The following is a 26,379-nucleotide window of genomic DNA, read 5'->3' as shown; positions in this document are numbered from 1 at the left end:
ATCCTCACGCGTTCACTCTGGCCGGTGGCCAGATTCAAGCTCTACAGACGTCTGATTTTATTATAACCGACCCCACCTTCCCATCCTGTCGGCGTGAATTTGCTTGGTCTGACAATACGCCAGCTTCCAGCAAAAAGCGCAATCGCTGCCACAAAACCGCATAAAACCAGAGGTAACTCGCACAAAATCACAGCGTCGACGCCAAAGATCGACTAGCCTCAAAGAAAGGTGTTCACGAAGAACGCCGCCAATAGCCGTGAGCCCAATGCGCTCATCATGCTAACGGCACTTTTCAGGGCGGACGGATTTCTCCCTGCCAGCGATAGCCGATGCCAGCGTAGATACCCACCCTGGATTCCACAGTGCATCGTCTGTCATACACCGTGATACCGAGCATCAGCAGTGCCTGCCAGAGCAGGCCGAACCTACACAAGGACGTAGCGCATGTTGAACAACCCCGAACAAATTCTGCATCAGATCCAGCACCATCTATGGCAAACCCTGAATCAAGCCACTACGGTAGACGATTTTATTTTGCGCCAACCTCGCCAGCAGCGTAGCCCACGCCGCGCCCTATTCAGTCTGCCGCAAGGCTTTCACAGCCGTAGCCAGCGCTTTCGTCCGTATGTGGAAGAGTTATTGTATGAGCTCGATGGTCTGAAAATGCAGGCCGATAGCCCACTGATTGACGTGCACATTTCAACACTGGCGCACAAGCTGGAGCTGTTACGTAGCGAGCTGCGCTGTCAGCTGCGGGGAATCCAGCAAGCGAGTTAACGCGGTATTGGCTCCATCGCCCGTAAGTGCTTTCTTGTATACGAAACATGCACGAGAAATAGACGAAGATCCGGCGATAATAAGCTCAGACAGATACAACCATAAACAGTGATAGCAACAGATAGCGCGGCGCACCGCAGTAATGACTCTTACGCCGTATTACTGCGCACAGAGCTTCATAAATCACAGAGCACCATAAATAATGGGCTCCATAAAAATAAGCGCCATAAAAAAACCCACCTAACGGTGGGTTTTTCTTTTTTATACACTGAACAGGTCAGGTATAGGCATTACATCATGCCCATGCCGCCCATACCGCCCATGCCGCCCATACCGGCGCCCATGTCAGCTTTCTCTTCCTTCGGCATGTCAGTAACCATGCACTCGGTAGTGATCATCAGACCGGCTACGGAAGCTGCGTACTGCAGTGCAGAACGGGTTACCTTGGTTGGATCCAGGATACCCATTTCCAGCATGTCGCCGTACTCTTCGGTCGCCGCGTTGTAACCGTAGTTACCTTCGCCCGCTTTCACGTTGTTCGCAACCACAGAGCCTTCTTCACCCGCGTTAATCACGATCTGACGCAGAGGCGCTTCCATCGCACGCAGAGCTACGCGGATACCCACGTTTTGCTCTTCGTTTTGACCAGTCAGGCCAACCAGCTTGCTAGCAACACGCACCAGAGCAACACCGCCACCAGCAACCACGCCTTCTTCTACCGCAGCACGGGTTGCGTGCAGGGCATCTTCTACGCGCGCTTTCTTCTCTTTCATTTCCACTTCGGTAGCAGCACCGACTTTGATCACAGCAACACCGCCAGCCAGTTTCGCTACGCGCTCTTGCAGTTTTTCACGGTCGTAGTCAGAAGTGGCTTCTTCGATTTGCTGACGAATCTGCGCTACGCGGCCTTGGATAGCGGCTTCATCACCCACGCCATCGATGATGGTGGTGTTGTCTTTGGTGATAACAACGCGCTTAGCTTGGCCCAGGTCTTCCAGAGTCGCTTTTTCCAGCTCCATACCGATCTCTTCAGAGATCACGGTACCGTTGGTCAGGGTCGCGATATCTTGCAGCATTGCTTTACGACGGTCACCGAAACCTGGCGCTTTAACAGCAGCCACTTTCACGATACCGCGCATGGTGTTCACTACCAGCGTTGCCAGCGCTTCACCTTCGACATCTTCCGCGATGATCATCAGTGGCTTACCAGACTTGGCCACCGCTTCCAGAACTGGCAGCAGTTCACGGATGTTGGAGATCTTCTTATCTACCAGCAGGATGAATGGGTTATCCAGCTCAGCAGAGCCAGTTTCTGGCTTGTTGATGAAGTATGGAGACAGGTAACCGCGGTCGAACTGCATACCTTCTACCACATCCAGCTCGTCTTGCAGGCCGGTGCCGTCTTCTACAGTGATCACGCCTTCTTTACCTACGCGCTCCATAGCTTCAGCAATCAGGGTGCCCACAGTCTCATCAGAGTTAGCAGAGATGGTACCTACCTGAGCGATAGCTTTGGTATCAGCACAAGGAACAGACAGCGCTTTCAGCTCTTCAACCGCAGCAATCACCGCTTTGTCGATACCGCGCTTCAGATCCATTGGGTTCATACCCGCAGCAACCGCTTTCAGACCTTCGTTCACGATAGCCTGCGCCAGTACGGTGGCAGTGGTAGTACCGTCACCGGCAGCGTCGTTCGCTTTAGAGGCAACTTCCTTCACCATCTGCGCCCCCATGTTCTCGAACTTGTCTTCCAGTTCGATTTCACGTGCTACAGATACACCGTCTTTAGTGATAGTTGGCGCACCGAAAGATTTATCCAGTACCACGTTACGGCCTTTCGGGCCCAGTGTTACTTTTACCGCGTCAGCCAGTACGTTTACACCACGCAGCATTTTTACGCGTGCATCATTGCCAAACTTCACGTCTTTTGCAGCCATGACAGATTCTTCCTTCAAAAATTGTGTTAAGGGTTAAAAGCAGTGAGCGATTATCAGGCCTGAACGATCGCCAGGATGTCGCTTTCGGACATGATCAGCACTTCTTCGCCGTCAATTTTCTCGCTCTTCACGCCGTAGCCATCGTTGAAAATAACGATGTCACCTACTTTTACGTCCAACGGCTTCACTTCGCCGTTGTCCAGAATGCGGCCGTTACCGACAGCCAACACTTCACCCCGGGTAGACTTACCCGCTGCTGATCCGGTCAATACGATGCCGCCAGCAGACTTGGATTCAACTTCTTTGCGCTTAATGATTACACGGTCATGCAGTGGACGAATGTTCATCGTTTCTACTCTCCAGATAACAAATTTAACACCCGGAATTCCATACCGGCTGTGTAGTTTCATATGTAGTTTCAAAGGTGGCGACCGGCCTAACGCCTGCCGCGCTTGTGGTAATTGAAATGGGGGACACCCGCGCCGGCTTCAAGGGGGCAAACAAAAAAATTTTTATTCCGGCATAAAAAAGGGATGAATGGCGAAAGCGATCACATTCATCCCTGAGAGCTTTACAGCGTTACATGCCCAGCTTACGCCTTCATGCACATAGCGATGAAGGCCGCATCACGATGCCGACAGACATGCCTACATTCATGATTAATGTAGGCGTGGCGGCTGATCGTGGTCATCTGGCCCTTGCTGGCTGTTATCGCCCTGATGAGTCGGCGGGTCTTTACGCTCAAACTCACCATCAAAGGTGCGATGACCGCTGCGGTTATCCTCACCACCAAACGTGCCAAAGCCTGCACTGCCGGTGCCAATAATTTGCATGCGCGGCAGCACCCAATGCGCCAGCGCCTTTTGTACCCACGGCAGCAGCAGAATCAACGCCACAAAATCGGTTAAAAAGCCGGGGATAATCAGCAAAATACCGGCGATAACCAGCATACCGGCCTGCACCACTTCTTGGGCCGGCATTTCACCCTGCGCCAGTTTTTGCTGGATAAGCATCAGCGTCTTGACCCCTTTACTGCGGATCAGCGATACCCCCACCATCGATGCCAGCAAAGCCAGTGCCAGCGTTGTCCAGCCGCCAATCTGATCAGCGACCTGAATAAATATCGTTATCTCAATAAACGGCAGAAATAACAGCAACAGCAGAAAGAAAAGACGCACTATGTGCTCCTCGATGCGTAATAGCGTTAAATAGTAAGATGGGGGCGATTGACCGTAATTTCAATCCGCCGCTCACTGTAGAGGGATTTCACCCTCGATGACACGTGAGTGGGATCACATTTATTAACTCTATTTAGGTAACATGCAACAAAAAGTGATCTAGGTAAATTTTTCCCCCGGCCATTCCAATAAGATCACCTACACTTTCAGGGAAGAACGGTAATTTTTCCTGCCGTTTTGCATAAAAACGACACACTATACTTTAACAAACTCATTACCCGTACATTCAAGGTTTACCTATTATGGCTAACAATATTCGTATCGAAGAAGACCTGCTGGGTACCCGCGAAGTTCCTGCTGATGCTTACTACGGCATCCATACTCTGCGCGCTATCGAGAACTTTAACATCTCCAACACCACTATTTCTGACGTACCAGAGTTCGTACGCGGCATGGTGATGGTGAAGAAAGCCACTGCGCTGGCCAACAAAGAACTGGGCGCAATCCCAGCGAATGTCGGCGACATGATTGTTAAAGCCTGTGATCTGATTCTGACTACTGGCAAGTGCATGGACCAGTTCCCAACTGACGTATATCAGGGCGGCGCCGGTACTTCCGTAAACATGAACACTAACGAAGTTGTAGCTAACGTTGCGCTGGAACTGATGGGTCTGGAAAAAGGCCGTTACGACGTTATCAACCCATGCGACCACGTAAACGCCAGCCAGTCTACCAACGACGCTTACCCAACCGGCTTCCGTATCGCTGTGTACAACAGCATCATGCAGCTGATTGAGAAGATCGAATACCTGAAAGTGGGCTTCGATAACAAAGCGACCGAATTTGCAAAAGTACTGAAGATGGGTCGTACCCAGCTGCAGGACGCGGTTCCAATGACTCTGGGTCAGGAATTCCACGCGTTCTCCGTACTGATGCAAGAAGAAATCCGCAACCTGAAGCGTACTGCTGAGCTGCTGCTGGAAGTGAACCTGGGCGCGACTGCGATCGGTACCGGTGTGAACACGCCAGAAGGTTACTCTTCAACCATCATCGGCCACCTGTCTAACGTGACTGGTCTGCCATGCGTGATCTCTGAAGACCTGATCGAAGCCACCTCTGACTGTGGCGCTTACGTCATGGTTCACGGTGCTATCAAGCGTACTGCCGTTAAGCTGTCTAAGATCTGTAACGACCTGCGTCTGCTGTCTTCCGGCCCACGCGCTGGTCTGAAAGAAATCAACCTGCCAGAACTGCAAGCCGGTTCTTCCATCATGCCAGCTAAAGTTAACCCAGTGATCCCAGAAGTGGTGAACCAGGTTTGCTTCAAAGTGATCGGTAACGACACCGCTATCACTTTCGCTGCCGAAGCCGGCCAGCTGCAGCTGAACGTAATGGAGCCAGTAATTGGCCAAGCGATGTTCGAGTCCATCTCTATCATGGCGAACGCGTGCGTGAACCTGCGTGACTTCTGCGTTGATGGCATTACTGCTAACCCAGAAAAATGTGCTGCCTACGTGTTCAACTCTATCGGGATCGTAACTTACCTGAACCCGTTCATTGGCCACCACAACGGTGACATCGTAGGTAAAATTTGTGCTGAAACCGGCAAGGGCGTACGTGAAGTCGTTCTGGAGCGCGGTCTGCTGACTGAGGAACAACTGGACGACATCCTGTCCGTTGAAAACCTGATGAACCCTCAGTACAAAGCAAAACGTTTCACGGAAGAAGAGGCGTAATCAGCTCGAACGTACAATAAAGCCGGCTTCTGCCGGCTTTTTGTAGTTCAGTTGGTGTCGTTATTACAAATAAAGGATTCTTGTCGTCCGACACCTTTTGGAGAAGATATCACTATGATGTGGATGGAGTTAGCCGTTGTTCTCATCGGCATTTTTATTGGTGCGCGTATTGGTGGCATCGGGATCGGCTTTGCAGGCGGTCTAGGTGTTCTGGTTCTCGCGTTAATGGGCGTGAAGCCGGGTAATATTCCTTGGGATGTTATCCTGATTATCATGGCGGTAATTTCTGCCATCGCAGCAATGCAAATCGCTGGCGGTATGGATTATCTGGTGAGCGAAGCAGAAAAACTGCTGCGTAAGCACCCAAAACAAATCACTTTTTTAGCACCGCTGGTAACCTATTTCATGACGCTGCTGGCCGGTACCGGTCACACCGCGTTCTCTACTCTGCCGGTCATTGCTGAAGTGGCGAAAGAGCAGGGAATTCGTCCGTCTCGTCCACTGTCTATCGCAGTAGTGTCTTCCCAGATTGCAATCACTGCCTCTCCAGTATCCGCTGCCGTGGTGTTCTTCTCTGGCATCATGGAGCCGCTGGGTGTGAGCTACCTGCAAATTCTGGGGATCTGTATCTCCACGACGCTGGCAGCGGTGATCCTGACCTCTTTCGTGACCAACTTCTTAGGTTGTGAACTGAAAGATGACCCGGTATACCAAGAGCGTCTGGCTAAAGGCCAAATCAAACTGCGTGGCACTAAAGAAGTGACCCTGCTGCCAGGTGCCAAGCTGTCTGTGGGTATCTTCCTGGTCGCTATTCTGGCGGTAATGGCTTACGCCACGGCAATCTCCCCAACTGTGGGCCTGATTGAAACCCCTGTAATGCCACGTAACGATGCGATCATTGCGTTCATGCTGACTGCAGCAACCGCGATCACCGTACTGTGCAAAGTTGACTCAGGTAAGATTGTTAACGCTGCGACCTTCAAATCGGGTATGTCTGCCTGTATCTGTGTGATGGGTGTGGCTTGGCTGGGTGATACCTTCGTTGCTGCGCACTTAGACGGCATCAAGGAAACCGCAAGCTCAATCCTGAACCAATATCCTTGGATGCTGGCTGTGGTTCTGTTCTTCGCTGCGATGCTGCTGTACTCCCAAGCGGCAACGGCTAAAGCTCTGCTGCCTGCAGCGCTGGCGCTGGGCGTAGCACCAGTTACTGCTATCGCCTCTTTCGCGGCAGTTTCTGCTCTGTTCGTTCTGCCAACCTACCCAACCCTGTTGGCGGCGGTAGAAATGGATGACACAGGTTCGACTCGTATCGGTAAAGCGGTATTCAACCACCCGTTCATGATCCCGGGTGTGCTGTGTATCGGTCTGTCCGTACTGTTCGGTTTCCTGGTCGGTGGCATGGTGCTGTAATCGCACTTAGCGCCACAGGTTAAACCTGACAACAGGCACCCATGCGGTGCCTGTTGTTGTTTTAGCGCCCATACGCTGGTTCGCAGTCTTCATCATCTTCTCTTCCCTCCAAATACCATACTGACCACATGCAATACGAAACCGCCTCACGCGACCACGCCGGTAGACCATGCCTTCGCCGACATTGGACAGCGGTTTTCGGTATATTTCAGGTATAGTACGCCGGTATATGTTTTATCCACGTGAGAGCCTGATGTGATGAATTCCGTAACTGCGGCGGTTTCTGCCCGTCTGGTGCTGTGCACCGCTCCGGATCAGGCCTGCGCCCAGATGCTGGCGCGGACCTTGGTCAACGAACAATGGGTGGCCTGCGCCAATCTGCTGCCTGGCATGCTGTCGGTCTACCGCTGGCAGGGCGAAGTCCATGAAGATGCGGAAGTGCAACTGATTTTGAAAACCGACCGCCAACATCTGGCCGGCATGCAAGCGCGCCTGCGTGAGCTGCATCCGTACCAAACCCCAGAGATCTTGGTGTTAGCAGTCGAGGATGGCGACAAGGAGTATCTGGCATGGCTCAGCGCCTCATTACGTTAATCAGCCTCCTGCTGCTCAGCACCAGTGCGCTGGCGCTGAATCTGTTTCCCAAAGCCAATCCGCAGGGTTTTGTGCCGGTGGATGAGGCATTCCCTTTTGATTTTCACCAGCAAGGCAACCAATTAGAGCTGCACTGGCAAATCAAGGATGGCTATTACCTGTATCGCCACCAGCTGAGTGTCAGCGCCAACGATGCCACGTTAGGTGACTTCACTCTGCCACCCGGTAAAGCTCATCGTGATGAGTTTTTTGGCGAAACCCACATCTTTACCGCGCCGCTGACCTTGAACATCCCGATTGCAGCCACCGGCCAGCAACCAAGCGTCAGCGTAACCTATCAGGGCTGCGCCGCCGCGGGGCTATGCTACCCGCCAGAAACGCGCGTGGTGCCATTAAATGCGTTAGTTGCGCCAACCCCAAATACTGTCGCCAACACACCAAGCGCCACGCTTGCCGAACCGACAGCGGCGAAGTCCGCACCGTCAACGACTGACACGGCCAACAAGCCGTCGTCAGCTACAAACCAGAGCAACGCCGAAGCCGTGAGCACGGCAAGCTCAGGCGCACGGAATAACAACGCACCAGAACAAGAACAACTGGCATCACGGCTGGCCGATAACCGCTGGGCGCCCCTGCTGTTCTTTGTGCTGGGATTAGGGCTGGCCTTTACCCCCTGCGTACTGCCGATGTTCCCCCTGCTCTCCGGCGTGGTCTTGGGCGGCGGTCAGCGTCACTCGCATGGCCGCGCGCTGGCGTTATCGCTGGCCTATGTGCAGGGAATGGCACTCACCTACACCTTGCTCGGACTGGTGGTCGCCGCCGCCGGTTTGCAATTTCAAGCCGCGCTACAGCACCCTTACGTACTGATCGGCTTGTCGGTATTGTTTACCCTGCTGGCGCTATCCATGTTTGGCCTGTTCAGTTTGCAACTGCCTTCGGCGCTGCAAACTCGTCTGAGCTTACTCAGTGGTCAGCAGCGTGGCGGCAGCTTGCCGGGGGTGTTTTTGATGGGGGCGATTGCCGGTCTGATCTGCTCGCCTTGCACCACCGCGCCGTTATCGGGTGCGCTGCTGTATGTGGCCGATAGCGGCGATCTGCTGACCGGCGGGCTGACGCTGTATCTGCTGGCCTGCGGGATGGGCTTACCACTGGTCGGCGTCGCCTTATTTGGCAACCGGCTGCTGCCGAAAAGCGGTCCGTGGATGAATCAAGTCAAAACCGGTTTTGGTTTCCTGCTGCTGGCGATGCCGGTGTTCCTCCTGTCTCGCTTGCTGCCCGAGGTTTGGACTTTACGCCTGTGGAGCCTGCTGGCGCTGAGCGCGTTAGGGTGGCTGTTCAGCACCCTGCCAGCGCACCGCCGCGGCTTTTTAGTGCTGCGGATCGCGGCGCTGATTGGCATGATCTTGCTGGCACGCCCGCTGCAAGATTGGGTCTTCCCGCCACAATCGGCCACGGCTGCACGTGAGCTGACATCCACACCGCACTTTATCACTATCCGTAATCAGGCCGAGCTGCAACAAGCGTTGCAGCAAGCGGCCGGTAAACCGGTGATGTTGGATCTGTACGCCGACTGGTGTGTTGCCTGTAAAGAGTTCACCAAATACACCTTTAGCGATGCCCAGGTACAAAACGCCTTCTCTGAGATGGTGTTACTCAAAGCCGATGTAACGGCTAACAATGCCGCCGATCAGGCCTTGCTGCGTGAGCTCAATGTACTGGGTTTACCGACACTGCTGTTCTTTAATCCGCAAGGCCACGAGATCCCGCAAAGCCGAGTGACCGGCTTTATGCCAGCCAGCCCGTTCTTACAGCATTTGCAGCAGCGGGTACTGCAATAATTTTGTTGCGTGCCGCACAGATGGGCACGCAATAGATTGCTCAATCGCATCCCCTGTGATTAACGTAATGGAAACATGTTCTCACAGGGAATGCTATGGACAGCGCCTATACCCTTCTGATCGCCGACGACCATCCGTTGTTTCGTGCCGCCTTGCATCAGGCCTTGGCGCTTAGCGTCAGCAGCGCCGAGCTGTTCGAAGCCGACTCGCTCGACAGCTTGCTGCAACTGCTCGAACTGCACCCCGATCCAGACTTGTTGCTGCTGGACTTAAAAATGCCCGGCGCCAACGGATTTTCCGGCCTGCAAACCCTCCGTCAGCGTTACCCCTTACTGCCGATAGTGGTGATCTCCGCCAGCGACGATCCGGCCATTATCCAGCAAGTCCGCCAGCACGGTGCGCTGGGCTTTATTCCTAAATCCGCTCAACTGAGTGTCCTGATTGATGCCATTGGGCAAGCGCTGGCCGGCGATACCATCTTCCCTGCCGATCTGGATACCTTAGCCCCGCAACCCGACCCACAGGCGCGCATCCTACAAGAGCGCCTCAGCAGTTTGACCGCTCAGCAACAGCGAGTGCTGGAAATGCTCAGTGCCGGCTTACTGAACAAACAGATCGCCTATGACCTCAATGTGTCGGAAGCCACGGTCAAAGCGCACATGACCGCTATCTTTCGCAAGCTGGGGGTAAAAAATCGCACCCAAGCGGTGATCCTGCTGCAACAAAGTGAGCTGAAAAGCCAAACGGGGTTATAATGCCCACGCCCCGTTTAACCAGGAAGTGTGCATGTTTGAATCATTGATCGTTCAGTTTGTTGTACTGTGGGCAGTCATCGATCCGATCGGCTCGATCCCCGTTTATCTCTCAAAAACCGCCTCACTCTCGGCATTGGATCGCCGCCGTGTGGCCAGCAAAGCCATCTTGGTCTCAACCGGAATCTTGCTGTTTTTTCTGGTTGCCGGCCAGTTGCTCTTGGAAGCAATGCAGATCCCGCTTAGCGCCTTCCAAACCGCCGGAGGATTGGTGCTGCTGCTGTTTGCTCTGACCATGATTTTTGGTGAGAGTAAACCCGAGCAAGAGATGCAGATGGATTATGACATCAGTGATTTAGCTGTCTTCCCGATTGCCGTACCGTCGATTGCCTCGCCGGGTGCCATGATGGCAGTGGTCATGCTGACCGATAACCATCGTTACTCGTTGATCGATCAAGCCCTCACCGCCTTGGTTATGTTGGGGGTATTGCTGATCACGTACTTGCTGCTGCGCAGTGCCTCGCGCATTCAGAAAGTGATTGGGCGCACCGGTGCCTCGGTGATCAGCCGCGTGATGGGTCTGATTTTGGCAGCGGTGGCCGTCAACAACCTGCTGGTTGGGTTGCGCGATTTCTTCTTACCGCTGACCCACTAAAGCGACCGCGCACTGAGTATCGCTCACCATTTCCTCACCGGCTGCCACGGCGGCCGGTCTTTAGCGCCTCTCCTTTCTCCTCATTGTTCTTTTCATCACCCTGTCAGCTCGCTCACCCACACCACCCCACCAGCCATACACCTAACTCCTTGAAGATCACCACCCAATATAACCGCCGACAAAAAAACGCTCCCCTGACGCAAACGTTTTCGTATAGAATGGCCGCGCACAACGGCGCAGGGTCATGAACGACAGGTTGTTTGCGCAAGCCACACTCAAGGCTTGCGCAAACTACTTTCTGCTCACTGCAAGGGGATGTGATCTACAATGGAACAGTACCGTCCTGTACGCCGAGCGCTGCTCAGCGTGTCTGATAAAACCGGCATTGTCGAATTCGCCCGTGCGCTGGCCGCACGCCACGTCGAACTGCTCTCCACCGGCGGCACCGCGCGCCTACTCAGCGAAGCCGGACTGCCGGTCACCGAAGTCTCCGATTACACCGGTTTCCCGGAGATGATGGACGGACGCGTTAAAACCCTGCACCCGAAAATTCACGGCGGCATTCTCGGTCGTCGCGGCCAAGACGACGCCATCATGCAGCAGCATGAAATCGCCCCGATCGACATGGTAGTCGTCAACCTGTACCCGTTTGCCGCCACTATCGCGCGCCCTGACTGCACACTGGAGCAGGCGGTGGAAAATATCGATATCGGCGGTCCAACCATGGTGCGTTCGGCGGCAAAAAACCACCGCGATGTAACCATCATCGTCAATGCGGCCGATTACGACCGCGTACTGACCGAGATGGATGCGCATCAAGGTTCCTTAAGCCATGCCACCCGTTTTGATCTGGCCATCGCTGCCTTCGAGCATACCGCCGCTTACGACAGCATGATCGCCAACCACTTCGGTACTTTGGTTCCGGCCTATCACGCCGAGCATCGCGAGCCTGCTGGCCGCTTCCCTCGTACCTTGAACCTGAACTTTGTTAAAAAGCAGGATATGCGTTACGGCGAAAACAGCCATCAAGCGGCCGCGTTTTATGTTGAAAGTGAGCTGCACGAAGCCAGTGTCGCCACCGCCGAACAGCTACAAGGCAAGGAACTGTCTTACAACAACATCGCCGATACCGATGCCGCGCTAGAGTGCGTCAAAGAGTTCAGTGAGCCGGCTTGCGTCATCGTCAAGCACGCCAACCCGTGCGGCGTGGCACTGGGTGCCAATATCCTTGAAGCTTACGATCGCGCATTTCGTACTGACCCAACTTCCGCCTTTGGTGGCATCATTGCCTTTAACCGTGAGCTGGATGCCGATACCGCGCAGGCCATTATCGAGCGCCAGTTTGTCGAAGTGATCATCGCGCCGACCATCACTGTACGCGCCGCCGCCATCCTCTCCACCAAGGCCAATATTCGCGTACTGGCTTGCGGTGAATGGAGTGCGAAAACCCACAGCCTAGACTTCAAACGTGTTAACGGCGGCTTGTTGGTGCAAGACCGTGACCAAAGCATGATCAGCGCCGCCGATCTGACCGTGGTCACCACCCGCCAGCCAAGCGAAGACGAACTGCGCGATGCACTGTTCTGCTGGAAAGTGGCCAAATACGTCAAATCCAACGCCATCGTGTATGCCAAAGGCAACATGACCATCGGCGTCGGTGCCGGTCAAATGAGCCGCGTCTACTCGGCCAAAATTGCGGGCATCAAAGCCGCGGACGAAGGGCTGGAAGTCAAAGGCTGCGTCATGGCCTCCGATGCCTTCTTCCCGTTCCGTGACGGTATCGATGCCGCCGCAGCCGCTGGGGTAACCTGTGTGATCCAGCCGGGTGGCTCGATTCGTGATGAAGAAGTGATCCAAGCCGCCAACGAACATGGCATGAGCATGCTGTTTACCCACATGCGCCACTTCCGTCACTGATACAGCAAAACCGGCGGGCTTGTCCCGCCGGTCCATTTTTGGCCGACCGGTGCCGCGCACCGAAACATTCAATCTCTGGAGTCATGCATGAAAGTCCTGATTATCGGCAGTGGCGGTCGTGAACATGCCCTGGCATGGAAAGCCGTACAATCCCCACAGGTCTCGCACGTTTATGTCGCCCCCGGCAATGCCGGTACCGCCACCGAAGCGGGAGTCAGCAATGTGGATATCGCCGTTACCGATCTGCACGCCCTCGGCGCCTTTGCTCAGCGTGAAGGCATCGAACTGACCATTGTCGGCCCTGAAGTCCCACTGGTACTGGGCGTGGTCGACCATTTCCGCGCGCTGGGTTTGCCCATTTTTGGCCCAACTCAGGCCGCCGCTCAGCTGGAAGGCTCTAAAGCGTTCACCAAAGATTTCCTCGCCCGTCACCAGATCCCCACCGCTGAATACCAAAACTTCACCGAAGTCGAGCCAGCACTGGCTTACATTCGCGCCAAAGGTGCCCCGATCGTGATCAAAGCCGACGGTCTGGCCGCTGGCAAAGGGGTGATTGTGGCCATGACCTTGGCCGAAGCCGAAGCGGCGGTCGAAGATATGCTGGCCGGCAATGCCTTTGGTGATGCAGGACACCGCATCGTGGTAGAAGAGTTCCTCGATGGCGAAGAAGCCAGCTTTATCGTGATGGTCGATGGCGAGCACGTCTTGCCGATGGCCACCAGCCAAGATCACAAACGCGTCGGCAACCAAGACAGCGGCCCGAATACCGGCGGCATGGGCGCTTACTCCCCCGCACCAGTGGTCACCGCAGAGATCCACCAGCGCGTCATGGATGAAGTGATCTGGCCAACCGTGCGTGGCATGGCCGCAGAAGGCAACGTCTACACCGGCTTTTTGTACGCCGGCTTGATGATCATGGCTGACGGCACCCCGAAAGTGATCGAGTACAACTGCCGCTTTGGCGATCCGGAAACCCAACCGATCATGCTGCGCCTACGATCCGATCTGATCGAACTGTGCCAAGCCGCTGTCGCAGGTCGTTTAGATCAGTGCCGATCGGAGTGGGATCCGCGCCCAGCGCTCGGCGTAGTGCTGGCTGCCGGCGGTTATCCCGGCGATTACCGTAGCGGTGATGTCATTCACGGCCTCGAGCACGCCGCCGCCAACGCAGGCAGTGACAGCAAAGTGTTCCACGCCGGAACCCGCAGCAATCCTGGGCAGCCCGCGCAAGCGCTGACCGCTGGTGGCCGCGTACTGTGCGTCACGGCATTGGGCGACAGCGTCAGTGCTGCCCAGCAGCGTGCCTACCAGCAAGCGGCCTTGATTCAATGGGATGATATCTACTACCGCACCGACATCGGTTTTCGCGCCATTGCCCGCGAACACGTGGTAGAAAAATAAGGGTGTAATCAGCGCCGTTTTTAGACTTTATCGGTATATCTTTAGCGCGCTTTGTCGCGGATAACGTTAACGTGAACGTCAATAAACGTACTTCACCGCTGCGTTATCCGCGCTCTTTTCCCACCAAGCGCGACGCTCCTTCCCGCCAAGCCAGTTCATCTTAATCAGTTAACCTTTACGCTAACGTTAAGCTACAACTCTGACCACTTAGTGACCCTGTTTTTACACAAAAGCTTCGTTACACTGCAATACAATGCACATATAAATCAGGGTACTGTGTGCTGTAAAAGGTATGTGTGCCACCAACGGTATGTTTGCAGCACAGCACACGATGTGCGTTATTCACAAGGAGCAGATAGAAATGAGTACGGAAATTTTCAAAACCTTCGCCGATCAGGCACAAAACTTCTATGCACCGGTTTATAAATACAACCGTCTGCTGACTGAAAATCTGGAGCAACTGAGCAAAGTGCAGCTGTCGGCCGCCAAAGCTTATTCTGAGCTGGGTCTGGAGCAGATCAAAGCCGTGGGTGACATCAAAGACCCGCAATCTCTGGTGGCCTTTGGTAACAAGCAGCTAGAGCTAGTGAACAAAATCTCCAAGCAGCTGCTGGACGACACCCAGAAGCTCTCTTCCATGAACGAGCAGTTCAAAAAAGAACTGGAAACGCTGACCAAAGATCAACTCTCTCATTTACAAGTTAACGCCAACTAAATTTGGCTGCCGACACGCCTGCGGGCGTGTCATTCTTTCATGATGGTGTTACAGGGAGAAAACCATGGCTTCTGCAAATCAGTTCAACGGAGCGCTGGATGCGCTGGCTGATCTGAACCGTAAGCTGGTTGAGCTGTACCTGTCGCGCTCTACGGCTCAAGGTCCGCTGAATCAAGTATTGATGCAGGCCAACATGAACGATGCGAATCGCTTCTTTGAGCATGCATTTGGGCAACCCAATGCACTGGTGGAGCAGCAGCTCAAGTGGTGGCAACAGCAACTTGAATTATCCCAACACGCGGTATTGCGCCTGTTTGGCCAGCCGAGTGAACCGGTGATCCAACCGGATCGCAGCGATCGCCGCTTTACCTCTGATGAGTGGCAACAAAACATCCTGTTTGATTACCTCAAACAATCTTATCTGCTGACGACGCAAAATGTGCTCGGCAGCATCAACCAGCTCGAAACGCTGGATGAAGAAACCCGCAAGCGACTGGAGTTCTTCACCCGCCAGTATTTATCCGCCCTGTCGCCAAGCAACTACCTGCTGAGTAACCCTGAGCTGCTCAAGGTAACGCTGGAGAACAACGGCCAAAATCTGGTTAAAGGGATGGAGTTGCTAGTCGAAGATATGGAGAAAAGCGCTGACACGCTGAATATCCGCATGACCGATCAAAGCTCCTTTCGCCCCGGTGACAATCTGGCCACCACCCCGGGCAAGGTGATTTTCCGCAATCACCTGTTTGAGCTGATTCAGTATGTGCCGACCACCGAAGAGGTGTTGCAGCGGCCACTGTTGATCGTGCCGCCGTTTATCAACAAGTTCTATATTCTGGATCTGCAGGCACAAAACTCATTTGTCCGTTGGGCGGTTAGCCAAGGGCATACCGTGTTTATGATGTCATGGGTCAATGCGACTCCTGAACACAAAGACATCACCTTTGAAGACTATGTGATTGATGGGGTGCTGGCCGCGCTGGATGCGATTGAAACCGCCACCGGCGAAAAAGAGGTTAACGGTATTGGTTACTGCATCGGCGGTACGCTGCTGTCGGTCACCATGGCCTATCTGGCTGCACGCCGCATGAAGCAGCGCATCCGCACCGGCACCTTGTTTACCACCTTGTTGGACTTCGCCAAACCCGGCGATATCGGGGTCTTCATCAATGAAGAAACCGTCAGCGCGGTGGAAACGCAAAACCAGATCAAAGGCTACATGGATGGTCGGCAAATTGCGGTGTCGTTCAGTCTGCTGCGGGAAAACTCCCTGTACTGGAACTACTTTGTCGATAACTACCTCAAGGGCAAGAGCCCGATGGCGTTCGACATCCTGTACTGGAACTGCGACAGCACCAACGTACCGGCCGCCTGCCACAACTTCCTGCTGCGCCAATGCTATCTGGAAAACCAGCTGATCATGCCTGGAGGGATCTCGATTCGCGGTACGGCCATTGATCTGAATAAGATCAAATTACCGCTGTATTTCCTCTCGGCCGCCGAAGATCATATCGCACTGTGGGATGCGACCTATGACGGCGCTAAGGTGATTGGCAAAGACAACAGCCATGTGACCTTTGTACTGGGCGAATCCGGCCATATCGCCGGCGTGGTCAATCCACCGGAAAAAGGCAAATACGGCTACTGGTGTAATCCGGATAACAGCTTCCTGCCGGATGACTCGCAAGCTTGGCTGAATGCCGCAGAGCACCATAAAGGCTCATGGTGGCCACACTGGCAACAATGGCTGGTCAGCCATCTGCCAGAAGGCAGCAAACCGGTGCCCGCTCGTCAGCCGGTCGCACGTGAAAATCAGCCGCTGTTAGGTGATGCCCCGGGTGAGTATGTCAAAGTGCGCATCAGCGACATTGACCAGCAAATCAAAGCCAGTTTGCTGCATCCGAGCAGTGAAGAAAGCGCTGAGGAAAATGCTGCCTAAGCGTTATCAACAACGCTATCAGCCGGAAAGCGGTGAGTAAAAAAACAAGCGGTCAATACGAGTCAGCGCTAACAGTAACAGCGCGTATGAGGGTTAGCCGCTGTAATACTCAGCGCCAACAGGTCAGGCAGAAAGTCAGTACGGTAATAGCGTACTAGATATACAAAATGATAGATAAACAAAGTGATAGATAAACAAACGGGGAGTCCATGGACTCCCCGTTTTTTGTATCTGGCGCGATAAATTACTTCACGGAATCTTTCAGCGCTTTACCGGCTACGAACGCAGGCACGTTGGCTTCTGCGATCTGAATTTCTTTACCGGTTTGTGGGTTACGACCTGTACGTGCCGCGCGATGGTTCACTTTGAAAGTACCGAAACCGACCAGCTGTACTGGATCACCATCCTTCAGTGATTCAGTAATTGCAGACAGCGTGGATTCCAGTGCTGCTTTTGCTTGCGCTTTAGACAGATCCGCTTTTTCTGCAATCGCGTCGATCAGTTGAGTCTTGTTCATAGGTTGTCCTTACGTTTTATTTATCACGTTACTCGTAGCTATACAGGTCTCATACCCGTCTAGTGTACTTCGCTATGACGCGCCCTGATCCGTTTGAGATCACCACGCCAACATGCGCTTACCCACGTCGCCATGGGGCCAATGCAAACCAATCCAAATGTAGAACACTTTGCCCCGCAAAGGGATCGGATTCGCGAGAATTCCGGCGTTAAATCACGCTTCTCGCACGCCACTCACTGCAGCGATACCAATATTACTGATACCCGCTTCACGCAAGTCAGCCCGCAGGCCCTTGATCAGCTCTAGGTCACGCTCTTCGCAGGCTGCCAGCAGACGATAAATCTCCCACTGCACATCCAGCTCATTTTGGATATTTGGCAACGCCTTGAGCTCCTCTTCGGACAGCTCACGGTCTTGATCATGCATCTCCAGCATTGCCACGGTGTTAATCGAGATCCGGCTGATGCTTAACGCAAATGCCAGCTCTTCACCGCTCAGCTGTGAATGCAACAAATCACTTAAACCGACACACGCATCGATAGCCGGGAAAACACCGTACATATCAAAGTCATCGGCCGCAGGGATTTGTTCTTCAAATTTTTCTAGCTGGTTTTCGAAATTAACTTTGGCGCCTTTTACTGTCAGGACTTCCCACGCCAAATCCAGCACCGTACGGTACAGTACAGGGTTACCAAAGCCACTTGCTAAAGCAAAGGCTTGATAGTTCGGGTACATCCGCTCGCACAGGCACACCATAAAGGTTTGCAGCTGCCAAGGCTCCAGACGTTCCAAACGTTTGTGAATCGGATTACGTAACATACCCAGTCCTCTATACTGTTTCAGCGCCTGAGTGTAACTGATCTTCTACGCTGATCGATAGAAATAAGCGGCCACCAGCAGGGAGATTGCACTGATTTGCAGCAATTGATCACCTTGCCCCCTTATGAAGAGGGATCGGCTGCGCAAGAAGCCACCGCCTTTGCCTCTACCTTGGCTTCTCCGTTCGCCGCATGCGCCGCCAACAGCGCCTGCCACGTAGGGCGCGCCGAAGCGATACCATCGGCAAAACGGGTCGGCTCCGGCAAGCGATAACCGCGGCAACAACGTTGCACCCACTGCAGCGCCGAATCAGGGCTGATCCGATGCCCAGCCGAAATAAACAGCGGACGACAACGCACTTTACTGCGCCACACATAGCCTAACAAGCTTTCACCCGCCCACAACGCCGAACTTGCGCCAACGCCGTCAGCCAGTGGTGCATAACTGCCATACAGGTGACTTTTCGCCACACCAATGGTCGGCACATCCACCAGTAAACCAAAGTGACTGGCGACGCCAAGGCCACGCGGATGGGCGATCCCCTGCCCATCCACCAGCAGTAAATCGGGCCGTTGTGGTAGCATCTGCCACGCGGCTAACAGGGCCGGACATTCGCGAAAAGACAATAACCCGGGAATGTACGGCAACATCGTCGGTACCCGCGCAATGCGAAAATCCAACAAGGTCAGTTCGGGATAGCGCAGCAACACGATGGCGGCGCGAGTGACCGCGCCGCCTTGCTCAAAACCAACATCCGCACCGCCAATAACGTGCACCGGCCCCACACGGTCGGTACGCTCCACCGCGGCCGCTAAGCGGCGCTGCTCATCGCGCAGCGCGGCATAATCGGTGGTCGGTACCTTCATCTCTGGCGTTACCTCTTGGTTCTCATTCACCATGGCATTTGGCATGGTAATGGCTCCTGATTGCCGCTGAGCGCAGCATATACGCACTCAGCGCGCGTGATATGGCTGAGACAAACGGTGTACCGCTTCCACGAATCCCCCAGCATGGGCCGGATCGACATCCGGATGAATACCGTGGCCTAAGTTACACACATGACCGGTGCCGGCGCCGAACTCTGCCAACAGGCTAGCCACTTCCTGCTCGATACGAGCAGGCGGCGCATACAACATGGACGGATCCATATTACCCTGCAGGGCAACGCGCGAGCCAATGCGCGCACGCGCGTCAGCCAAACTGGTGGTCCAATCCAAGCCCACTGCATCACAGCCGGTATCGGCAATCGCTTCCAGCCATTGACCGCCACCTTTGGTGAACAAGGTCACCGGCACGCGACGGCCATCATGCTCACGCAGCAGCCCATCGACAATTTTGTGCATGTAGTGCAGCGAAAATTCGCGGTAATCACGGCCAGTCAGCGCGCCGCCCCAGGTATCGAACACCATCACCGACTGTGCACCGGCGCGGATCTGGGCATTCAGATACACAATCACGCTATCGGCCAATTTATCCAGCAGCAGATGTAGGGTCTGCGGCTCGGCGTACATCATCTTTTTAATGCGGGTAAACGCCTTGCTACTACCGCCTTCGACCATGTAAGTCGCCAGCGTCCACGGGCTACCGGAAAACCCGATCAGCGGCACCGCGCCCTTGAGCTCACGGCGAATGGTGCGTACCGCATCCATGACATAGCCCAGCTCTTGCTCTGGATCGGGCACCCCGAGCTTTTGTACATCGGCCAAGGAGCGCACTGGACGTTCAAAACGCGGACCTTCGCCGGTTTCAAAGTACAGCCCCAAGCCCATCGCATCAGGGATAGTCAAAATATCGGAAAACAAAATTGCCGCATCCAGCGCAAAACGGCGCAGGGGCTGCAAGGTCACTTCACAGGCCAGCTCCGGATTTTTGCACAGAGACATAAAATCCCCGGCTTCGGCGCGGGTCGCCCGATACTCCGGCAAATAGCGCCCCGCTTGGCGCATCATCCAAACCGGTGTCATGTCTACCGGCTCGCGCAGCAGGGCACGTAAATAGCGATCGTTTTGCAGTGTGGTCATCTTAGGCTTCCTTTTTATTCTATTGCGTCCGATTGTAACACCGTCCAGCGCAGATACACCTGTCGTGCGGCGGCCTTGCCAGCGCGCTCATTGATTGTCGGCGGCGGCCGTTGCCTGCGCTTGCTGACACAGCGGTAAAGTCAGATTAATCAGATGCCGCGCTACCGTCCCAACAGGCGGTAATGGCGGTAATGCTTCGGGGCTAAACCAATCAGCGCTCACCAATTCCTGATGATCAACGCACAACTCACCGCCAGCATATTCAGCCACAAAGGCCGCCATCAACGAGTTCGGAAACGGCCACGGCTGAGATTTGATGTAGCGGATATGCTCAATCTCAATGCCGGTCTCTTCACGCACTTCACGTGCAACGGCTTGCTCCAACGTCTCGCCCGGCTCGACAAAGCCGGCCAACACGGTATGCATGTTGCCCTGATGACGTGGATGCTGCGCCAGTAAAATCTGGTGCCCACGGCGAACCGCAACAATCACGCATGGCGCGATCACCGGATACACCGTTTGCGCACAGGCGCTGCACTGCATCGCCCACTGAGTCGGTACTTTTTGGAGCGGAGCTGCGCAAAATCCGCAAAAACGGTGACTACGCTGAAAATGCGCCAACTGCACCGCACGCCCAACCAGCTGAAACAGTGCCTCGGGCTGCGCCAGCAAACTGCGCAATGAACCTCGCTCACTGGCCGGTTTAGCCGGTATATCCTCGGCCATCAGCAGGTATAGGGTTTGTCCTTGCCACTGCCCGACGGCCTGCGCCGGTTGTCCGGCAAGCCCCCAGCTAGACGCTTCTCCGTGTGGTAATTCTCCACCGGGCAGCCATAACTGCCCCTCTTGCATCAGCAACCAAAACCCCTGCTGCTGCGGATCAAGAAATTGTTCCATAGCACTCCTTGCAGCTATGCAATTTTACTGGCATCTTTTATAACAAGGTTGTCACAATATGTTTCACCATGAGTCGCAACCTTGCCTTGAATGTATCTGCGGAGACAGACCATGCTTACCAAACTTGCACGCGATCCCGCTCCCACACAGGGACAGGCAAAACAAGGTCAAGCCAAGATCATCGATCTCTGGCTACACGAACGCAAAGCGCTACTGATCCATTACTGCCAACTGGCGGGCTTGCCCCCATTTCACCGTGAGAAACAGGCACTCCCGACACTGGAACAGATCACCGCCTTCAACGCCCGTTTGGTAGATTACCTCTCCGCCGGTCACTTTGAAATCTATGATCGCATCATCAGCCAAGCCGAACAGCATGGCGCAGGCAAACTCAATCTGCACCCATCGCTGTATCCACGCCTGACGGCCAATACACAGCAATTACTGCACTTTCACGATTGCTATACCGATATCAGCGAAGATGATGACGCCCTGCTGGAGCTCGATCAAAATCTTTCGACGCTCGGTGAGTTACTAGAGCAGCGCTTTGCCCTCGAAGATCAACTGATCAAAGCCGTGGTACTGACCACTGGGCAAAGTTTCTAACGCGCGGAGAAGACAGTAACCTCTAGCCGCGACGCAGCATGTACGGGGAACAGGATGTTCCCGCGCCTTTCTACGCGTAACTTTTTCCGTGTGACTTCCACGCCCTAATGGTCTACCAGCGATACCGCCGTTGCCCATCGATTAACCATCTCTCACGCGCAATACCACAACACTCTCTAATCTAAGTTAGACCAAGCCGAGCTGCGCAGCCCTATCGGTCACTCGCTACCCTTTTTTATTCCGCTTTTTATTCCGTGTTTTATTAAGCTTGGAGTATCACGCGTCAAGCCCGTCGCCATGCATGGCCTACCCATCGGCTCGGTAACTGCCGCATGCTAAGCAGCAATAAAAAAAGGGCACCGTCTCCGGTGCCCTTTTCACGCTTAAGATGTCACGACCTTAGTCGTCACGCGAGGAACGACTTATTCGTCGTCACCCAGTGCGCCCAGACCGCTCAGCAGACCGGCCAGGTTAGCAGAAGCCTCTTCTGCGCTCACTTGTGGCGCAACTGGAGCTTCAGCCTTCTGACGACGACGGCTGCGATCTTGGTGGTACGCATAACCGGTACCCGCCGGGATCAGACGACCTACGATAACGTTCTCTTTCAGACCGCGCAGTTCGTCACGCTTACCAGCAACGGCCGCTTCAGTCAGCACGCGGGTGGTTTCCTGGAAGGACGCCGCGGAGATGAAGGACTCAGTTGCCAGAGACGCTTTGGTGATACCCAGCAGTTCACGTTCGAAGGTCACTGGCTCTTTACCTTGAGCTTCACGCTCACGGTTGGTGATCTTCACGCGAGCCACTTCGGCTTGCTCACCTTCCAGGAACTCAGAATCGTAAGCGGCAGTGATGGTACCCTTACGCAGCATCTGACGGATGATAACTTCGATGTGCTTATCGTTAATCTTAACGCCCTGCAGACGGTAAACGTCCTGCACTTCGTTAACGATATAGTTAGTCACCGCATGCACACCGCGCAGACGCAGGATGTCATGTGGAGTCTCTGGACCATCGGAGATCACATCGCCACGCTGTACCAGTTCGCCTTCGAACACGTTCAGCTGACGCCACTTCGGAATCATCTCTTCGTAAGCATCGCCACCGTCGGTTGGTGTGATCACCAGACGACGCTTGCCTTTGGTTTCTTTACCGAAGGATACGATACCGGTGATTTCCGCCAGGATCGCAGGCTCTTTCGGCTTACGAGCTTCAAACAGGTCCGCAACGCGTGGCAGACCACCGGTAATATCCTTGGTACCGCCGGATTCTTGTGGAATACGGGCCAAAGCATCACCAGTGCCAACCAGCGTACCGTCGTCCAACTGAACGATCGCTTTGCCTGGCAGGAAGTACTGCGCTGGCATATCGGTACCTGGAACCAGAATGTCGTTACCGTTCGCATCAACCAGTTTCAGGGCAGGACGCAGATCCTTACCACCACCGGTACGCTCGGCTGCATCCAGTACCACCAGAGAAGACAAACCGGTCAGTTCGTCGGTCTGGCGGGTAATGGTCAAGCCATCCAGCATGTCGACAAACTTGATGTAACCGCCCACTTCGGTAATAACCGGCATGGTGTGCGGATCCCAGTTCGCCACGGTTTCACCCGCGTTCACTTCCATGCCGTCACCTTTCGCCATAGTGGCACCGTAAGGCACCTTATAGCTTTCTTTGGTACGACCGAACTCGTCGATCACGGTCATTTCAGTGTTACGAGAAGTGATCACCAGCTTGTTATCAGCGTTGGTTACGAACTTCGCGTTGTGCAGCTTCAAGCTACCCTTGTTCTTCACCTGGATGCTGTTCTCGGCTGCCGCACGCGATGCCGCACCACCGATGTGGAACGTACGCATGGTCAGCTGAGTACCTGGTTCACCGATGGACTGTGCCGCGATAACACCAACCGCTTCACCTTTGTTCACCAGGTGACCACGGGCCAGGTCACGACCGTAGCACTTCGCACACACACCGAAATCGGTGTTACAGGTAACCACAGAACGAACCAGGATGCTGTCGACAGATTTCTCTTCGATCAGGTCACACAGTTTCTCATCCAGCAGCGTGTTGCGCGGGATCAGAATGTCTGCAGTGCCCGGGATCAGAATGTCTTCTGCTGCCACACGGCCCAGTACACGCTCACGCAGGGGCTCTTTCACGTCGCCGCCTTCGATCAGCGGAGTCATGACTACGCCTTCCAAAGTGCCGCAATCGTCTTCGGTGATCACCAAGTCTTGCGCTACGTCTACCAGACGACGAGTCAGGTAACCGGAGTTCGCTGTCTTCAGTGCGGTATCCGCCAGACCTTTACGCGCACCGTGAGTAGAGATGAAGTACTGGAGTACGTTCAGACCTTCACGGAAGTTCGCGGTGATTGGGGTTTCGATGATGGAGCCATCTGGCTTCGCCATCAGACCACGCATACCCGCCAGCTGACGCATCTGTGCAGCAGAACCACGCGCACCGGAGTCGGCCATCATAAATACGCTGTTGAAGGAAGACTGCTTCTCTTCTTCGCCGTCACGGTTAGTTACGGTTTCAGTAGACAGGTTTTCCATCATGGCTTTCGATACTTTATCGTTGGCCACAGCCCAGATATCGATCACCTTGTTGTAACGTTCGCCGGCAGTTACCAGACCAGACTGGAACTGCTCCTGAATGTCTGCCACTTCCGCTTCCGCATCGGCCAGAATCTTGGCTTTCGCTTCCGGGATAACCATGTCGTCGATACCAACGGACACGCCGGAACGGGCTGCGTAAGCAAAACCGGTGTACATGATCTGGTCAGCAAACACGACGGTCGCTTTCAGACCCAGCACACGGTAGCAGGTGTTCAGCATACGAGAGATCGCTTTCTTACCCAGCGCTTGGTTAACGATGGAATAAGGCAGACCTTGTGGAACGATCATCCACAGGATCGCACGACCTACGGTAGTGTCGATCAGGCGAGTAGACACTTCTACTTCACCGGTATCGGTCTTCACGTGCTCGGTAATACGAACCTTAACGCGCGCATGCAGCTCAGCTTGGCCAGAGCGGTACAGACGTTCCGCTTCTTTCGGACCAGTCAGCACCATGCCTTCGCCTTTGGCGTTGATCTTGTCGCGGGTCATGTAGTACAGACCCAATACCACGTCCTGAGAAGGCACGATGATTGGATCACCCGATGCCGGAGACAGGATGTTGTTGGTTGACATCATCAGCGCACGGGCTTCCAGCTGCGCTTCCAGCGTCAGAGGAACGTGAACCGCCATCTGGTCACCGTCGAAGTCCGCGTTATACGCCGCACAAACCAGCGGGTGCAACTGCAGAGCTTTACCTTCGATCAGAACCGGTTCAAAGGCCTGAATACCCAGACGGTGCAGGGTTGGCGCACGGTTCAGCAGGATTGGGTGTTCACGGATCACTTCATCCAGAATATCCCAAACCACCGCTTCTTCGCGCTCGACCATTTTCTTGGCCGCTTTGATGGTAGTCGCCAGACCACGTGCTTCCAGTTTGCCGTAGATGAATGGCTTGAACAGCTCCAGACCCATCTTCTTCGGCAGACCGCACTGATGCAGACGCAGGTATGGACCTACGGTGATTACAGAACGGCCGGAGTAGTCAACACGTTTACCCAGCAGGTTCTGACGGAAACGACCCTGCTTACCTTTGATCATATCGGCCAAAGATTTCAGAGGACGCTTGTTAGAACCGGTAATCGCACGGCCACGACGACCGTTATCCAGCAGCGCATCAACCGCTTCTTGCAGCATACGTTTTTCGTTACGTACGATGATGTCTGGCGCAGCCAGATCCAGCAGACGCTTCAAACGGTTGTTACGGTTGATCACGCGGCGATACAGATCGTTCAGATCGGAGGTCGCAAAACGGCCACCGTCCAACGGAACCAGCGGACGCAGATCTGGCGGCAGTACCGGCAGCACGGTCAGGATCATCCACTCTGGCTTGTTACCAGATTGAATGAACGCTTCCAGCAGCTTGATACGCTTAGTGATCTTCTTACGCTTGGTCTCGGAATTCGTTTCGTTCAGCTCTTCGCGCAGCTGTTCGCACTCAGCCGGCAGGTCCATCGCTTTCAGCAGGGCCTGTACCGCTTCCGCACCCATCTTGGCGTCAAATTCGTCACCGAACTCTTCCAGTGCATCCAGGTACTGCTCTTCAGTCAGCATCTGGCCACGATCCAAGTTGGTCATGCCGCCTTCAACAACTACGTAAGATTCGAAGTACAGTACACGTTCGATATCACGCAGAGGCATGTCCAGCAGCAAACCGATGCGGGATGGCAGAGATTTCAGGAACCAGATATGCGCAGTCGGGCAAGCCAGTTCGATGTGGCCCATACGGTCACGACGAACTTTAGTCTGGGTCACTTCGACGCCACACTTCTCACAAATCACGCCACGATGCTTCAGGCGCTTGTACTTGCCACACAGACACTCGTAATCCTTCACTGGGCCAAAGATGCGGGCACAGAACAGGCCGTCGCGCTCAGGCTTGAAGGTACGGTAGTTAATGGTTTCCGGCTTTTTCACTTCGCCGAAAGACCAAGAACGGATCATGTCTGGAGACGCAAGACCGATTTTGATGGCATCAAACTCTTCGGTCTTAGTTTGCGCTTTCAGAAACTTTAGTAAGTCTTTCACGGATTGGCTCCCGTCGGAGTTAAA

The 26,379-nt window shown here is 54.3% G+C and carries 21 protein-coding genes; 12 read left to right on the top strand and 9 right to left on the bottom strand.

Going from position 1 to position 26,379, the window contains the following annotated elements; genetic code table 11:
- Positions 1-444 precede the first annotated feature (444 nt).
- Positions 445-777 carry a hypothetical protein gene (locus LQ901_RS00180; protein WP_039046340.1) on the top strand — a complete coding sequence of 111 codons (333 nt, stop codon included), beginning with the start codon at positions 445-447 and terminating at the stop codon, positions 775-777.
- Positions 778-1,067: 290 nt separating this feature from the next.
- Here LQ901_RS00180 and groL read toward each other — a convergent pair whose 3' ends face one another.
- From groL to LQ901_RS00165, 3 genes are all read right to left on the bottom strand, one after another.
- Complete coding sequence (groL, locus tag LQ901_RS00175; RefSeq protein WP_010864800.1) at positions 1,068-2,714, bottom strand: chaperonin GroEL; 1,647 nt, start codon at positions 2,712-2,714, stop codon at positions 1,068-1,070.
- Positions 2,715-2,767: 53 nt separating this feature from the next.
- The gene (locus tag LQ901_RS00170) at positions 2,768-3,061 is read right to left on the bottom strand and encodes a co-chaperone GroES (protein ID WP_010864801.1); all 294 of its coding nucleotides are present in this window, start codon (positions 3,059-3,061) and stop codon (positions 2,768-2,770) included.
- 312 nt (positions 3,062-3,373) lie between these two features.
- On the bottom strand, positions 3,374-3,895 hold the full coding sequence (locus LQ901_RS00165; RefSeq protein ID WP_370635670.1) for an FxsA family protein: 522 nt from the start codon (positions 3,893-3,895) through the stop codon (positions 3,374-3,376).
- 299 nt (positions 3,896-4,194) lie between these two features.
- On the opposite strand from LQ901_RS00165, the gene aspA reads away from it, so the two are divergent.
- From aspA to phaC, 10 genes are all read left to right on the top strand, one after another.
- On the top strand, positions 4,195-5,628 hold the full coding sequence (aspA, locus tag LQ901_RS00160; RefSeq protein ID WP_010864803.1) for an aspartate ammonia-lyase: 1,434 nt from the start codon (positions 4,195-4,197) through the stop codon (positions 5,626-5,628).
- Between the two features lie 114 nt (positions 5,629-5,742).
- The gene (locus LQ901_RS00155) at positions 5,743-7,041 is read left to right on the top strand and encodes an anaerobic C4-dicarboxylate transporter (protein WP_010864804.1); all 1,299 of its coding nucleotides are present in this window, start codon (positions 5,743-5,745) and stop codon (positions 7,039-7,041) included.
- A gap of 258 nt (positions 7,042-7,299) precedes the next feature.
- Positions 7,300-7,635: a divalent-cation tolerance protein CutA gene (gene cutA, locus LQ901_RS00150; RefSeq protein WP_010864805.1), complete on the top strand. Its 336-nt coding sequence runs from the start codon at positions 7,300-7,302 to the stop codon at positions 7,633-7,635.
- Positions 7,611-9,473, top strand: a complete 1,863-nt coding sequence (locus LQ901_RS00145) for a protein-disulfide reductase DsbD (RefSeq protein ID WP_064978255.1) — start codon at positions 7,611-7,613, stop codon at positions 9,471-9,473. The genes cutA and LQ901_RS00145 overlap by 25 nt, the downstream gene beginning before the upstream one ends.
- A 95-nt stretch (positions 9,474-9,568) precedes the next feature.
- Positions 9,569-10,228, top strand: coding sequence for a response regulator transcription factor (locus LQ901_RS00140; RefSeq protein WP_064978256.1), 660 nt, complete (start codon positions 9,569-9,571; stop codon positions 10,226-10,228).
- A gap of 31 nt (positions 10,229-10,259) precedes the next feature.
- Entirely contained in the window at positions 10,260-10,880 is a 621-nt protein-coding gene (locus tag LQ901_RS00135) for a MarC family protein (RefSeq protein WP_010864808.1), read from the top strand.
- A 327-nt stretch (positions 10,881-11,207) separates the two neighbouring features.
- Entirely contained in the window at positions 11,208-12,797 is a 1,590-nt protein-coding gene (gene purH / locus LQ901_RS00130; RefSeq protein ID WP_047709318.1) for a bifunctional phosphoribosylaminoimidazolecarboxamide formyltransferase/IMP cyclohydrolase, read from the top strand.
- An 87-nt stretch (positions 12,798-12,884) separates the two neighbouring features.
- Entirely contained in the window at positions 12,885-14,198 is a 1,314-nt protein-coding gene (gene purD, locus LQ901_RS00125) for a phosphoribosylamine--glycine ligase (RefSeq protein ID WP_233671899.1), read from the top strand.
- Between the two features lie 361 nt (positions 14,199-14,559).
- A complete protein-coding gene (locus LQ901_RS00120; protein ID WP_010864812.1) occupies positions 14,560-14,913 on the top strand; it encodes a phasin family protein in 354 nt (117 codons plus the stop codon).
- A gap of 64 nt (positions 14,914-14,977) precedes the next feature.
- The gene (gene phaC / locus LQ901_RS00115; RefSeq protein ID WP_052242339.1) at positions 14,978-16,849 is read left to right on the top strand and encodes a class I poly(R)-hydroxyalkanoic acid synthase; all 1,872 of its coding nucleotides are present in this window, start codon (positions 14,978-14,980) and stop codon (positions 16,847-16,849) included.
- A gap of 244 nt (positions 16,850-17,093) precedes the next feature.
- On the opposite strand, the gene hupA is transcribed toward phaC, so the two are convergent.
- The 5 genes from hupA to nudC all read right to left on the bottom strand — a co-directional run bounded on the left by hupA (position 17,094) and on the right by nudC (position 21,103).
- Positions 17,094-17,366, bottom strand: a complete 273-nt coding sequence (gene hupA / locus LQ901_RS00110; protein ID WP_010864814.1) for a nucleoid-associated protein HU-alpha — start codon at positions 17,364-17,366, stop codon at positions 17,094-17,096.
- 213 nt (positions 17,367-17,579) lie between these two features.
- Positions 17,580-18,185 (bottom strand): YjaG family protein, encoded by a 606-nt coding sequence (locus LQ901_RS00105; protein ID WP_010864815.1) that lies wholly within the window; start codon positions 18,183-18,185, stop codon positions 17,580-17,582.
- Between the two features lie 122 nt (positions 18,186-18,307).
- Positions 18,308-19,051 carry a deoxyribonuclease V gene (gene nfi / locus LQ901_RS00100; RefSeq protein WP_233672376.1) on the bottom strand — a complete coding sequence of 248 codons (744 nt, stop codon included), beginning with the start codon at positions 19,049-19,051 and terminating at the stop codon, positions 18,308-18,310.
- A gap of 87 nt (positions 19,052-19,138) precedes the next feature.
- Complete coding sequence (gene hemE, locus LQ901_RS00095) at positions 19,139-20,206, bottom strand: uroporphyrinogen decarboxylase (protein ID WP_152135784.1); 1,068 nt, start codon at positions 20,204-20,206, stop codon at positions 19,139-19,141.
- A gap of 87 nt (positions 20,207-20,293) precedes the next feature.
- Complete coding sequence (nudC, locus tag LQ901_RS00090; RefSeq protein WP_064978259.1) at positions 20,294-21,103, bottom strand: NAD(+) diphosphatase; 810 nt, start codon at positions 21,101-21,103, stop codon at positions 20,294-20,296.
- A 111-nt stretch (positions 21,104-21,214) separates the two neighbouring features.
- Here nudC and LQ901_RS00085 point away from each other — a divergent pair, with 111 nt between their 5' ends.
- Entirely contained in the window at positions 21,215-21,709 is a 495-nt protein-coding gene (locus LQ901_RS00085) for an Rsd/AlgQ family anti-sigma factor (protein ID WP_010864819.1), read from the top strand.
- 422 nt (positions 21,710-22,131) lie between these two features.
- On the opposite strand, the gene rpoC is transcribed toward LQ901_RS00085, so the two are convergent.
- Positions 22,132-26,355, bottom strand: coding sequence for a DNA-directed RNA polymerase subunit beta' (gene rpoC, locus LQ901_RS00080; RefSeq protein ID WP_010864820.1), 4,224 nt, complete (start codon positions 26,353-26,355; stop codon positions 22,132-22,134).
- Between the last annotated feature and the right edge of the window lie 24 nt (positions 26,356-26,379).

This window comes from Plesiomonas sp. PI-19, assembly GCF_021368255.1.
GTDB classification, from domain to species: Bacteria; Pseudomonadota; Gammaproteobacteria; order Enterobacterales; family CAMTGL01; genus Plesiomonas; species Plesiomonas shigelloides.
This window is presented reverse-complemented; position numbering and strand designations above follow the sequence as displayed.